This is a genomic window from Brasilonema octagenarum UFV-OR1 (assembly GCF_963888615.1).
Lineage (GTDB): Bacteria > Cyanobacteriota > Cyanobacteriia > Cyanobacteriales > Nostocaceae > Brasilonema > Brasilonema sennae.
Map to the genome: position 1 here is coordinate 1 of NZ_CAWPKW010000196.1, position 12,725 is coordinate 12,725.

General features: G+C 42.2%; 11 protein-coding genes and 1 tRNA gene. 3 read left to right on the forward strand and 9 right to left on the reverse strand.

Going from position 1 to position 12,725, the window contains the following annotated elements:
- A partial coding sequence (locus AC5590_RS14270; protein WP_169264298.1) for a hypothetical protein occupies positions 1-205 on the reverse strand: 205 nt, incomplete at its 3' end.
- A gap of 72 nt (positions 206-277) precedes the next feature.
- Between AC5590_RS14270 and AC5590_RS14275 the strand changes: the two genes are divergently transcribed.
- The gene (locus tag AC5590_RS14275; protein ID WP_169264299.1) at positions 278-805 is read left to right on the forward strand and encodes an SgcJ/EcaC family oxidoreductase; all 528 of its coding nucleotides are present in this window, start codon (positions 278-280) and stop codon (positions 803-805) included.
- Positions 806-925: 120 nt separating this feature from the next.
- Here AC5590_RS14275 and bla read toward each other — a convergent pair whose 3' ends face one another.
- The 3 genes from bla to AC5590_RS14290 all read right to left on the reverse strand — a co-directional run bounded on the left by bla (position 926) and on the right by AC5590_RS14290 (position 3,649).
- The gene (gene bla / locus AC5590_RS14280) at positions 926-2,074 is read right to left on the reverse strand and encodes a class A beta-lactamase (protein ID WP_169264300.1); all 1,149 of its coding nucleotides are present in this window, start codon (positions 2,072-2,074) and stop codon (positions 926-928) included.
- A gap of 312 nt (positions 2,075-2,386) precedes the next feature.
- Positions 2,387-2,872 (reverse strand): DUF4174 domain-containing protein, encoded by a 486-nt coding sequence (locus AC5590_RS14285; RefSeq protein ID WP_211178364.1) that lies wholly within the window; start codon positions 2,870-2,872, stop codon positions 2,387-2,389.
- A 150-nt stretch (positions 2,873-3,022) separates the two neighbouring features.
- Positions 3,023-3,649, reverse strand: a complete 627-nt coding sequence (locus tag AC5590_RS14290; protein WP_169264301.1) for a hypothetical protein — start codon at positions 3,647-3,649, stop codon at positions 3,023-3,025.
- Between the two features lie 632 nt (positions 3,650-4,281).
- On the opposite strand from AC5590_RS14290, the gene AC5590_RS14295 reads away from it, so the two are divergent.
- Both AC5590_RS14295 and AC5590_RS14300 read left to right on the forward strand, forming a co-directional pair.
- On the forward strand, positions 4,282-5,742 hold the full coding sequence (locus AC5590_RS14295) for an alkaline phosphatase PhoX (RefSeq protein WP_169264302.1): 1,461 nt from the start codon (positions 4,282-4,284) through the stop codon (positions 5,740-5,742).
- Between the two features lie 454 nt (positions 5,743-6,196).
- On the forward strand, positions 6,197-7,054 hold the full coding sequence (locus AC5590_RS14300; RefSeq protein WP_169264303.1) for a class II aldolase/adducin family protein: 858 nt from the start codon (positions 6,197-6,199) through the stop codon (positions 7,052-7,054).
- Between the two features lie 296 nt (positions 7,055-7,350).
- On the opposite strand, the gene AC5590_RS14305 is transcribed toward AC5590_RS14300, so the two are convergent.
- From AC5590_RS14305 to AC5590_RS14325, 5 genes are all read right to left on the reverse strand, one after another.
- Positions 7,351-9,576, reverse strand: coding sequence for a GumC family protein (locus AC5590_RS14305; protein WP_169264304.1), 2,226 nt, complete (start codon positions 9,574-9,576; stop codon positions 7,351-7,353).
- Between the two features lie 325 nt (positions 9,577-9,901).
- Positions 9,902-10,129 (reverse strand): hypothetical protein, encoded by a 228-nt coding sequence (locus AC5590_RS14310; protein WP_169264305.1) that lies wholly within the window; start codon positions 10,127-10,129, stop codon positions 9,902-9,904.
- Positions 10,130-10,198: 69 nt separating this feature from the next.
- Positions 10,199-10,270 (reverse strand) — tRNA-Gln (locus tag AC5590_RS14315).
- A 191-nt stretch (positions 10,271-10,461) separates the two neighbouring features.
- Complete coding sequence (locus AC5590_RS14320; RefSeq protein WP_169264306.1) at positions 10,462-11,808, reverse strand: RuBisCO small subunit-like domain-containing protein; 1,347 nt, start codon at positions 11,806-11,808, stop codon at positions 10,462-10,464.
- Positions 11,809-12,322: 514 nt separating this feature from the next.
- Entirely contained in the window at positions 12,323-12,658 is a 336-nt protein-coding gene (locus AC5590_RS14325) for a ribulose bisphosphate carboxylase small subunit (protein ID WP_169264307.1), read from the reverse strand.
- Between the last annotated feature and the right edge of the window lie 67 nt (positions 12,659-12,725).

A 12,725-nucleotide genomic window follows, 5' to 3' on the forward strand; every position in this document is an offset into this window, starting at 1 on the left:
CTCCAACATTTGTTTCGTAGCCGTGGGCTAATTCACTGATAAAGTCATGAGCAACAGCATTTCTTGCAGCTTCTACAACTTGTTCTGAGGTGATGACATTTATCAGATCTAGAGCAGTGCTGTTTGGGAAGAAATTGAGAACTAACAAGACATAAAAGGTGCTCGGAATAGGTTTAAGAGATAATTCATTTCCCTGTCTTAGCATAATTTTGATTTCCGACTCCTATTAATGACAAGTTGTACTAAGCAAATAAACTAAAACTTTAAGGAGTAAATTATGTTTAAATTCAACAAACAGCTGAGTGCCTTAGCGCTTTTAACGATGACTTCTGTTGGTGAAACTATGCTAACCGTTGCAAAGGCATCTGCTCAAACTCAATCATATAGAACAGCAGCAAGCACAACTTTACAGCAAGTTGCTGTGGGGCCTAAAGAGCGGGATATCGCCGCGCTCTTTGACAAATGGAATGCTGCTTTGCAAACAGAAAATCCTGATGAAGTAGTGAAGCTCTACGCAAAAGATGGTGTGCTCCTGCCAACGGTATCTAATAAGGTGCGGAGCACTCATTCACAAATGAGAGACTACTTCGAGCATTTCCTCAAATACAAGCCTAAAGGTACAATCCTTGAACAAAACGTCCGCATCATTGACAAGCTGTTCGCCATCAACTCGGGTGTCTACAGCTTCAACATAATCAAGAATGGTAAACCTGAAAAGGTTGTGGCACGTTACTCGTTCGTCTATCGCCATGATGGCAACGACTGGCTAATTGTTGATCACCATTCCTCTGCTATGCCTGAGTAGTGTCTGCCTTGTCCTATCGAATATATTGAATCATCCAGTCCTTAGGATCATGTAAATATGACTCATGTAAATATGACCATTAACATGACGAATGCTTGCCCTGGTATTTTCAACTGAAGTTTATTGCACCGCCTTTATCACTGCTGAGGCGATGTCGGACATCACTTTCTCGCGCACTTCCTCAGGAGCTTTTGATCCGGCGATGAATACGGCGATCGCCACACGCTTTCCATCCGGTGAACTAGCAATCCCAACGTCATTTGTTGCAGTATTTATCCCAAGAACATCTGCACCCGTACCAGTCTTGTGTGCGATCGACCAATTATTGGGTAGCCCTGCTTTTAGCCGCTTCTGTCCCGTTGGAGAATCGGTCATTATCTTTAGCAACAAAGCGGTAGAGTTCTCGGACAATAACTGATTTGAGCGTAGCCTTGCCAAAAGGTCAACCATAGCTTCAGGAGTTGCAGTATCTCGTGAGTCGCGAAGATAGTTTTCCAAAGCAGCTTTCTTATCGCGATCTGGAATCTTTTCCACAGCTTCCTTGTATTTTTGTTCGTCAGCTAATTCCGGTTGAAAGTTTTTGAGTCCCACACTTTGGGGCTGTAGCTGTTGTTCTAATCGATCAACGCTGATGTTGCGAATTTGCAGCTTGCGTAAAATAGCATTCACTTGCTTAGTTCCACCAAGCAATCGCACCAAAGCGTCAGCTGCTGTGTTGTCACTTATTCCCACAGAACGTTCTAGAACGTTTCGCAGTGGGATCTGTACTCTATCACCTCTGAATTCTTTGATGATAGGACTCCATCCAGGAGCAAGATCCCGACGCATAATCGTGACTAATTGCCTGAGCGAAATCTTGCCCTCGTCTACTTGTTTTAACACGGCTATGGCAGAAGGAAGCTTATACACGCTTTGCATGGGAAAGCGCTGCTTACCATTGAGAAACCAGGTTTGACCGTTATTAAGATCCAAAACTCCAATACCAACCCTACCTTGAGCGGCTGAAATATCGAGATTTTGTAACTGCTGTTGAAATAATGAAGTATTGGGCTGCCCCGTAGTGACAACAGCGCTTACTTTCATCATGCCATCTGCAAGCGGTGAGGTTTGATGAATTTGTTGCTCAAGTTGCTGTGAGGAAGACTCAGTGATGCTTGGAGATAAAGGGGTTAGAGATGGTTCTTGTGCTTTGACTGGAAGCAACATAAACGAAAGCAGAATAACCACTCCAAACGAAAGCCAAAAACGACGTACAAACACTGGAAACATCTGACGTTAAATTTCTAGGTGTGAATATTTGTTCTACCGTATCATCGACTTTGTTAATGTCTCTTCTGTTTCTGGTAAAAACTTTAGTATCTAAAATATTTGCGTCAAATTTAAATATGACCGAAGAAATAACTCCCCGGCTAGAGCCTAAAACCGCACTGCCTCCCGAATTGATCCGTGGAAGCAAAAATGTTTCCTTGTAAAATCCCCACAAATAGAATCCGTGGGGATTTTCTGTGTTCTGCGTTCTTCTTAACCAAGTAATGTTACGAACAGCTCAAAGGAGCGGGACATTAGTTTATTTTTGAATTGTTAACTGCCTCGTTCTCGCATTTCCTGTCTTCGCATGGGCATGGCATCAATTTCGTTAAAAATAGCTTTTGCTTGGATAGGAGTTGTATCACGACGCTTGACACCACCGTCTTTACCCACCAAGACAACACAAAAATCTTGGTTACTGACTTTTAGGCGATCGCGCAACCTAGTCGCCGCCGCCGGATCTATTTGCTCTGTGTTAGCAAAACTCTTGCCGTTTGCAACAACTTGAACAAGAACTAAATCCCGCTCACGAAAACTTGATTTATACTTGTCAAACAGTTGCATCTGCTTTTGATAAGCAGGATTGCTACTAGAGGGAGCAAACACTAGTAGTACGCGATTTTTCCATTTTTGAGAACTCAGGTTAAAAGAGGACGTATTTGCAGAATTATTGGTTGAAGCATGAGCACGACCGAATGTACTTACCGGCAGTAGCATAACAAATGCTAGTAAGGGGATTATGAGTGCTGATTTATTCAAAGTGAAAGATCTCCTTGCGCACTATGAATATTTGGTTTGTAGTCGTAATATTTTTCTAGACTATCATTTACTTTATTGATGTCTCCTCTATTTGGTGGTAGAGACTTTGGTATGATTTACTTGGGTTGAGGATATTGTATTTAACTAAGTTCAATTTTCTCGAATCCACAGTGCTAGCCCACCTCCACGACCGCTAGCTGCAATCAAGTCTTGTGTGACTAAGAAAAACGCAAAGAAGGGTAGTTTCGCTACAGGTTGAGTATAAAAATTCTCCGCCCCAGTTTTACCGCCTCGAATCTGACCGCTGTAAATCACACGACCAAATAGACTGATTTGCATCTGGAGAAAGTCAAACGCCAAGAAGTTTTTCTTCTCTGAATATTGTGCTGGACCTTTAAGCTTCAAAGAAACAAAACCAAATTGAACTGAATTGCCAATTCCCTCTCTGCTTGGAGTTTCATCTACAGCTGGCGTGGTGTCAAAGGAAATATAAGTTGGAGCCAATTTCGGGATATAAAAACCTTTGCCCAAGACAATTCCGGCTTGATTTCTGACTTTTTTGGTTCCAGTGACAAAGCATAGTCGCCATTCACCAACCAAGGACTCAAAAGGATACGTCAGGTGTTGCTGTTTAGCTGCTTTTTCCGCTTGCAGCAAAGCATTGACCACGACTTCAGGATCAGGGCGCTCATTTCTCTGTCCTTGATACGCAGTTGCAGCGAGTGAGAGTACAGTGACAAAATCACCTGAGGCAAGGGAAGTTAAATCGGCTGTCATGAAGGCACTCCAGATTTTGCAACTTAATACTCTGGATAAATCATAACGCTAATATCTTTTAATTTTTTTGCTTAAATTTAGGAATTCTTCCCGGGTATTGCTTAAGGGACTATGGAAGTTAGTATTATCTACATAGCGTGAAAATAAGATGGAAGCTTTTAGCATCAATATTGACCATTAAATCTCATTAACAGTACTAGTGTACTGTTATATAATTAACTGAAATATAACACTGTGTTATTTTCTCTACTCAAAAGTTATACTTTGTTAATTCTATTGACAAAGTATCTAATAAAAATATTCAAGGTAAGTGTTAATGCGATATCGCTCAAGGGGCTGCTTCAAAGAAGCATTACACCTTTGAGGCAAACACTTTGTGAGCCTAGATAATTGCAGATGATACAAAGGATTATTGCAATACAGTTATGCTCCTTGCCATCGCTAATTGCTAAAAATAAGCAGCAATGAGCGATTTTCTTTTGTGTATAAACAGTCGTCTCAGGTAGCTAAAACATAACTTTTCAAAACCCAAAGATTTATTACGTAAATAGTTCTTTTTACTGTTTCTTCACTTGTCGTTAACTATGAATTGATAAATTTTTCTGGTATAAAAGTTGAAAGGAAATAAGCGAGTGGCTTTCTCACGACGTAGGTTTTTGACGCTGGCTGGAGCAACTGCTGCTGGTGTTACGGCTATTTCTCCGCTAGAAGCTTTCTATGCTAGGATTGCTCGTGGTGAAGGAGTATCCGGAGCTGGGTTTGGTCCACTCCAACCTAAACTAGCTGTGAATCATGCAGAGCTAGCTAACACCGTGATCGGTGATCTCAGGAATATTCCGCTTCTTGAGCTTCCACCTGGTTTCAATTACACTGCTATCTCAATCACTGGTCAAACTATGAGTGATGGTAATCCTGTCCCTGGTGATCATGATGGTATGGCTGCTTTCCGTGGTCCTGGAAGAAGTGTTATCCTAGTTCGCAATCATGAACTAGACGCGAATGAAAATAAGTTTGGTAATACTAGGGGAGTCATAGCACCTAGTGATAAAAAATATGACCAAATTAATTCAGGTGGTACGACGACTCTTGTTGTAGGACAAAATCGTGAGTTGTTGAAACACTTTGGTTCTCTAGCTGGCACAATTCGCAACTGTGCTGGCGGTCCAACACCTTGGGGAAGCTGGATCAGTTGTGAAGAAACCTTCAGCCAGAGCAGTACAGGGGTACCACATGGCTACAACTTTGAAGTTCCTGCTAGTTCCAAAATTGGTTTAGCCGATCCTATACCATTAAAAGCGATGGGACGCTTTAGCCATGAAGCGATCGCACTAGATCCAAAGACAGGCTACATCTACGAAACTGAAGATAGAGGAGATAGCTGTTTTTATCGTTTTGTACCTGCTGTAGGAAAAGCAAATGCGCCTGGACAATTGGCCCAAGGCGGCACTCTTTATGCTTTAGTGATCAAAAATAAGCCCACACTAAACACATCTAATAATTCTAACAACGCTGGAGGCGCTGAAGGGTTAGTTCCTGTCGGTCAGCCTTTACCTGTAGAATGGGTTCAAATAGAAGATGTTGATCCTGTACAAGATACTGTCCGTAAAGAAGCTCAATCTAAAGGTGCAGCCATCTTCTATCGAGGTGAAGGAGCTTGGTACGATAACAATCTGATCTATTTCATCTCCACTCAAGGCGGTCCGCCTGCTGTAGATAGTACGTACGGCAATGGTCAAGTGTGGATTTATAATCCTAGAGAAGAAACAATTACATTATTTGTTGAGGCTTCCCCTAGCGGAGAACTCCTTGATGAACCTGACAACATTACTGTTGCACCCTTCGGAGACCTTTTCCTTTGTGAAGATGGTGGTGGTGAACAATTCGTTGTCGGAGTCAATCAAAAGGGTGAGCTTTATCAGTTTGCACGTAACGCCATTGTTAGACCAGATCGTAATGGCGAACCTGATAACAGCGAGTTTGCGGGTGCTTGCTTTTCTCCTTATGGTGACACGTTATTTGTCAACACTCAAGGTGTTGGTATTACGTATTGTATTTGGGGACCGTGGCCGCGCCAGTACAGAAAGTTTAGGTAGATTTTGAGGAAAGGATAAAGTATAAATTTTGAAAAAATTCTCCTTTATTCTTCATACTTTTTAGTCAATAAGTTATATCTTAAGAAACCCAATTACCTCAATAAATTGGGTTTCTTTTTTGGCGTCAAATTCTTGTCAAGATATGAGGATTTTGATTTTTTTACTTCGTATTAATATAGTATAACGACTATTGTTGTAACTTCAAAAGCGCCATGTTATTTTAATGCGATCGCATAAAGGCATTTCAATTTAGAAAATGCAGACTTCCGGTTATAGATATTTCATTTTTGTGAGCTTTCTTTTCAAAACTTGTAAACCAACAATATTTTGACACGAAAAGGTTTTTGTATTAAAATCATATTAGATAATAATACAATTTTACGAAAGTTTAAATATTTTCTTTAAGAAAAGTTTTGTTGCTACATTTCCCTTAAGTTGATGAGGAGATAAAATTATGCTCACAATAGATCCCTCAAAATTATCCAAAGGGGAACTTCCCCATCCACCTGAGTTTGAGCGTGTGGAAGATGAGCGTCTCCATCGCAAACAGTGTCTGGCTGGGCAACTTCCACATCCACCTGAGTTTGAGCGTGTGGAAGATGAGCGTCTCCATCGCAAACAGCGTTTAGCTGCTGCCTTTCGTTTGTTTGCTCGTTACGGTTTTGATGAAGGTGTTGCTGGACACATCACTGCTCGTGACCCTGAGTTCCATGACCACTTTTGGGTAAATCCTTTTGGGATGTACTTTGGTCATATCCGAGTTTCGGACCTGCTACTGGTCAACGATAAGGGTGAGGTCGTTGAGGGTGATAAGCCAGTAAACGCTGCTGCTTTCGCCATACACTCTCAAATCCACCAAGCGCGACCAGATGTAGTAGGGGCTGCTCACACACATTCCGTGTACGGCAAAACCTGGTCAACCTTGGGACGTCTTCTTGATCCGTTGACTCAAGACGCTTGTGCTTTCTATGAAGACCACGCTTTGTTTGAGGACTATACTGGGATGGTGCTGGATTTGGAAGAAAGTCAGCGTATTGCCAATACTCTGGGACAAAAGAAAGCGGCGATTCTTCGCAACCACGGCTTACTGAGTGTTGGTCGTTCAGTTGATGAAGCAGCATGGTGGTTTATCACAATGGATCGCTGCTGTCAATCGCAGTTGATGGCCCAAGCAGCAGGAAAGCCAGTGCTGATTAACCCCGACACTGCTAGTCTGACTTCTCGTCAAGTTGGGTCACATTTCATGGGTTGGTTCAATTTCCAGTCACTGTATGACATGATTGTCCGTCAGCAACCTGACTTGCTGGATTGAGTAAGATTGTTCTTGCTCTTGGTAAACAATTCCATCGCGTTCACACAATGCTCTGAATTTCTGTCTGAGGGCAAACAGAGAATTTTGAACAAAGTTAAGCTAGTCGGAACAGAAGAATTTCCCGCGCTTTGGGAACTGGCGTAGCTAAAGCGCGGAGGCGCTACAGACAGAAATCCGGTGCTCTGTTTGCGAGTCAAATTCCGTCCCCCGCGCCTTGTTTTTTCTGATCTGCAAAAAACAGTTGTGTCTGACTCGCTCAAACACAACATGCTGGTTTCCACACATCCCACGAGGCTTTATGAGTTTCTTCTACTGTTTCTAAAAGAAGATGAACTAGACCTGGAATGAGTGAAGTCAATACTATCATCATCTCCAATTCTTTCACTACTCATGCTGTGCTTGTAATACTGTTGGTAATAGCTATATGAGGCAGGCGTGGTATCTTTGGACTTATTAGCTATCACTCCTAAAATCGGTGTACCAGACATTTGCAGATCGTCTAAAGCTTGTTGGAATATGGTACGTTTTAGCTTTCCTAATCCTGCGACTAGTACCAGTCCATTGGTATTAGCAGCCAGTAGGTTAGCATCTGCAAAACCCACCAAAGGTGGCGTGTCGTAGATTACCAAATCAAAAGAAGCTTGTAAGTCACTCATTAAATCCTGCATTTTGTGAGATGCAAGCAATCTAATTGAGTCAGGCGGAATTGGACCAGCACTGAGAACAAACAGGTTGTCTTCTAAGGGCGATCGCTCAATCACATTGTTCCAGTCTAGATCTTGTGCAATGACATCGGTTAATCCCTGAATATTCATCAGACCGACACGATTATGGATTGTGGGAGAGCGTAGATTTGCATCTACCAGTAGTACTCGCTGCCCCATTGCTGCGGCTGCGAGCGCTAGGTGTATAGCTACAGTCGTCTTACCATCTTCCTTAGCCGCTGAACTGATGACGAGTGAACGAATCGGTGTATCTGAGCTTAGAAGAAGAATATTGGTGTAAAGAGAGCGAAAAACTTCAAAAAAGGATGCTTTGGCTGCTTGTTGCATTCCACCAGATGTTTCTTGCCAAGCTAGTGCTCCTATTTCTTTTCTTAAGGGAACGACTCCTAGTAGCGGTAATCCAGTCGATTCCTTGAGGTCTTTGGAAGAGTATAGAACGTTGCTAAGCTTATCTGCAACTAAAGCTGCACCTGTACCCAGCAGCAAACCTAACAGTGTCCCCAAAGCTAAGTTTCGTTTGGCACTGCCTGGGCCAGTTTTTGGTTCATTGACTTCCTCTAGTTTGGGATCGAGTAACTTCCAGGAGGGCGATCTCAAAGCTTGCTCAATCTGCAATGCTTGTTTTTTAGCTGAAAATTGAATTAGACCTTCAGTCGCAATCTTTAAGTTCCGCTGAATATCATCGTATTCACGAATCACAACTGCTAAATTTCTGAGGTAATTATTGAAATAAGCAATTTTGTCTCCCAAAGATTTATCACGTGCTTGCAAGGTCCGGATACGGCTTTGATAATCTTTTTTCACCCGGTTTTCTTCCCCAGCTAGCATTGGCAGCAGATTTGCTTTCTGCCCCTCTAAGTATTGCAAACTGGGGTTTTCATTTGTGAATTTTGCTCCTGCTTTTTTGAGATCAATGTCTACTGTTTGGATTTGATCCAATATTTTTTGGTAGCGAGCGTTTTCGCTCAGCACCGAATTCCCAGCCCTTTCACCTGGCTGTTGGGCTAACTCCCGTTTTAAATCTTCATAGGTAGCTAGCATTTGTTCTAGCTGTACGCGATTTTCTGCTTGTTGTTGGGTTAAAGTCGCGATTTGTTGAGAAATTTCTTGAGCTTTCTGTGCTGGTTCAACCAAGTCATGCCTTTGTCGAATGATTCGCTGTCTTTCTTGCCAAGCTCTAACCCGATTCTCTAAAGGCTGTTCTTGCTGTCTAACAAAGCTAATTGCCTGATTCACATCCTCTAGACGCTCGTTGACACTATACTCCACGTAAGTTTTTTGAAGTTTAGTTAAGACATCGCGAACTAGTTCCTTGTCTGCAGATGTGTATGTGACTTCTAAGATGTTTGGTTTTCCGGATGCTATTTGTAAGCCGCCGACTATTGAGTCGTAATCTAGCTTCGGATATTTAGTTTTGTACTTCTCCTGAAGCTCTTCGACAACTTTGTCTAGCACTTTACGACTTTCTAAAACTTGAATCGTCGTTATAACTGGTTCTGTTAACTCAGGAGATGCTATTCCTTGTTGTGAACTCAGGCTTTGAGGGATATTGGCTACTGCCCGACCCTCACCAGTCACAGGCTTTGTTAAAATCTCAAACCGACCTTGATACACTGGGGGATCTGTTTCTGCCTTCAACACGGCTGCTGTGGCTATCACGCCTGTTACACCAGCAATCAATAATGCGCGACGCCGTAGAGTTGCCCCAACTTGACCGAGATTCAATCCACCTTCTTCATTTGACTGGGCTGTGTAGGCTTGTGACAACGGGTGAGGATATTTGTCTGACTTCAGCATAGCCTTAGTAACTTCTCTAAGTTGTGGTTTTCCGTAGTTGCACGCTTTCGAGCTAAACCTTGGTATACATTTATCTAATGTGCTCAAGTACCAAATTGTTTGATATTAACATCAACGTTGGTGAACCCATTAGTGAATGGCGCAGTTTTGATACTCTTAAGGCAATTTAAGTTTTACCCTAAACCAAGTGATAGATACTTTAACCCTGTCTGAAGTCCCGAAAAAATACTAATAACACCGCAGCAATGCACTTAAGTATATTATTCTTATACACTCAATACTCTTCCGGATAAAATTTAATGATATTAATTTAACTTTATTTATTTTAGGTATACACTGATTGCGATCTTGCACTGCCAATCAAAGGTGTAAGGGTGTAAGGGGAGCCAGTGCGTTGGGCGGGTTTCCCGACTTGAAGCACCTGGCGTTGTAAGGGTGTAAGGAAAAAGGTGTTTGCTTCATTCGTAGCGGGTGGTGCACCGCCCGTGGGGCGCTCCGAAGAAACACTCTTGAGGGAGGGAGTGAGGAAGTGAGAGTGAAATGTCTGTTTCATGCATAACAAATGGCGCACTGGCTGTAGGGTGCTTTCAACCAAGATGCCGAACTTATTCTCTCTTTCTAACTGGGGCGCTAGGATTCGAACCTAGGGATGGCGGGACCAAAACCCGCTGCCTTACCACTTGGCTACGCCCCATCAATTTGTCTTTAAATAATATAGCAACAATTGAGGGGGTAGTGTCAAGTACTTCGCGATTTGACTTGAGGAGAATTTTATCAAATCGAAGAGGCATTCACCCGTGAAACTATAAGCCCAGGCTATGTCTATGGGTTCCACCACTGGGCTAGCCATAGACACGGGTTTTGTCAAAAGCCAAGGCTTATAATTCATCGACTATCAACTCTCCCATTGGGGCGCTGAATAATTGTTTCTAGAACCCGCCGCTTCGCCTTTGGATCAATACTTACCAAGCGCACATACTCATTGCTATATTCCCCTAGACAGGATTCCACAGTTGATATTGCATCTTGTTCGCCGGTTATTGGGCTTGTGATGCAACTTTGCCAGGAACCTATGCGGAAGCGGCGCTCATCTACATGCTCAATACCTATTCTGTAACCTTGAGACAATATCTGACGTATCTGTTCTTGGGCTTCTAAGCTCAAATGGCTATTCGATACCTGTTGTTTCTGGAATTTATTAGATATTACAGGTTCGCTTGCGCGATCGCTTGACGGTTGAGTATTTGGTGTCACGCCACCAGAAGATGCAAATTGATTACGAGAGTACAAATCGCTTGACGGTTGAGTATTTGGTGTCACGCCACCAGAAGCTGCGGATTGATTACGAGAGTACAAGCCGCGATTATACTGACTCACCAGTTGAGAATTCTCGACTCGCTGCTGTTCACCAACCATCAACTTGCCCATCTCAATTAAGTTAGATAAGCTGAAATTAGGCTTTCTGAATTGTGGTGGACCTTCAAGGCTGTTAACCACACGTTGAGATACCCGCTCAATTCCTGTTTCATGTATGAAGTTGCGAATTTGTTCATCATATATTCGGGCACGCGAAGCGCTGAAAAAGTCTATCGATTGATTTGGGAATGTATCGACTAACTTTTCAACTTCTTGACGTGAAAGTCCATCTTCACTAAAAATCCCGCCGACAATGCCAACTTTTTCATCTCGGTCTGGGTCCCAGTAAAATTTCTCCATCCGACCATCCCGAATTAAAGGCGCATAAAGAGTGGAGAAATCATTACCTGTTACCAGAATCGGTACACGATGTAAAGGCGTTGCGTCGTAACTACCAGGAAGTTGCACATCTGTGGGATTGTCGGCAATATTCATCAGTGTGGCATTCACCAACTGAGTGTTGACTGTGTATTGAGTCCCTTCATCAAAGCGTCCCGCACCTGCATCCAAATCATTAATCATGATCACGCACATTCTGCCACGCACGCGAATGAGTTCCGCTGTTTCTCGATAGCGCAGACGAATCAGACGTGCTGGATCTCCTGCATCTGGACTTTCGAGTTCGCCACCGGATATGTGAGTCACTTCAATACCCATTTTCTCAAAGACTAACTCACATTGAAACGACTTGCCCTCGCCTTTGCGTCCGTGAATTCCTAAAATTAAGGGAACTCGAACACCAGGAATATCGAGATAATTTTTGGTGATGTGAACTGCAAGTTTATCCAGAAAGCGGGGAGAAATGTAGTAGCTCATAAATCTCGTCAATAATTTGAATCCCTGATAGGGATGAGTAACCCCTGCCAACCTAAAGTCTACAATGATTTCAGGTGATAGTTGGTTGGCTTCCTTCAAATCATATTATTTTTTTTGACAACTAATTTTCATTCATTTTGAAATAAAAAATATTTTCTGTTTTTATTTAAGTAAATACTTTTTCTTATATAGGAAATCGGTTTGGTTTATTAACGAACTCGTTGAGCCAGGGAACGCTTAACATACACTGTACTAAGTTCCGTTCCGAAATCAAATATAAATCCTATATTTTAAAATATACGTATATTTTTTTAACTGTGAGTGGAAGCACAACTTGGAATCACAAAGATAGTTCGATGATTAATTTTTTTGCATCTACTTAATACTTTACAAAAAGTGCGCGCGACACTAGCTAAATAGTAAAAAAACAGAGGTAGAGTTATCTACCTCTTTTTTTTGGGAGATGAATCAATTATTTACAGTTCTCTTACGAACTAATTCCAACTTATCAGCTTTAGTATCTGCTGCTATTGGGTTTGTGAACGATAAAGCTGAGAACTTGGCACTGCTTGATGTTGTCAAAACCAACAACGCGGATAAAGTTATTACCGTACTGAGAACGGCAAGCTTGGACTTCGTTTAGTACTTCTTGAGTAGATCTTGCTCCAAACAGAGGCAGTTTCCACAGAGTCCAGTAATATACTGTTGGCTCCGAATTCTCGTTAAATTCAATGGCTGGAATGTAACCTTGGTTGAGAATGTACTGGATTTGCTTGGAAATTTGAGCATCGGAGAGAGGAGGCAGATAAGAAAGGGTTTCGTAGCGACGCTCTTTTGAAAAGGTTTGCATAAGTGATGATAATGGGTTGCGGTTGATATTCAGTTATCAGTTATCAGTTATCAGTTATCAGTTATTA